The sequence below is a fragment of the Psychrobacter sp. PSi21 genome (assembly GCF_054960615.1).
Genome location: NZ_JBHNYR010000048.1, coordinates 1 through 726 on the forward strand (window position 1 = coordinate 1; position 726 = coordinate 726).

General features: G+C 42.4%; 1 pseudogene. It reads left to right on the top strand.

The window, feature by feature from the left end:
- Positions 1-65: 65 nt before the first annotated feature.
- Positions 66-726, top strand: a pseudogene (locus ACFI32_RS14825) (transposase); the annotation flags it as partial.

Here is a 726-nt window from a genome sequence, read left to right on the forward strand (position 1 = left end):
TGAGCTATGCTGAAAAAACCGTAGAGCTAAACTTGGTAAACTAAGCGTATTAACCGGAGTTTACCATGACTAAGAAAGTAAGAACCTACAGTGACGAATTTAAAGCTGAGGCTGTCAAGAAGATAGCGGACAATAACGGTAATGTTTCAGCCACAGCCAAGCAACTTGGCATCGCCATGCAAACGTTATCAAACTGGCAGAACAAAGCCAATCAAGGCAAGCTTATGGGCACTGAGCAATATGATCCTGATCTTATTACAGCTCTACAAGAAATAAAGCAGCTCAAGCGACAACTTAAAGTTGCCGAAGAGGAGCGAGAGATATTAAAAAAGGCGACGGCGTACTTCGCCAAGCACAGCTAGTAAGGTACGCCTTCATTAAAGACAACCAGTTCCTCTTCAGCATTACTACTATGTGCCGTGTGTTACGCGTTAAACCCTCAAGCTATTACGACTGGAGTAGTCGCGATATCAGCGATCAGAAGATACATCGTAACCATTGTGAGCTACTAGTTAAAGCCGCTCACAATGAAAGTAAAGAACGTTATGGTTATGAACGTTTGCATGCAAAGCTCATAGAGCAAGGCCACGACATTAGCCTATACATGGTTAGAAGCATTAAAGAGGAACATAACATTAAATGCCGTCGCCATAAACGCTTTAAAGTCACCACAGACTCTAACCACAATAAGCTTATCTATCCAAATGTGCTCGACCAGCAATTTGA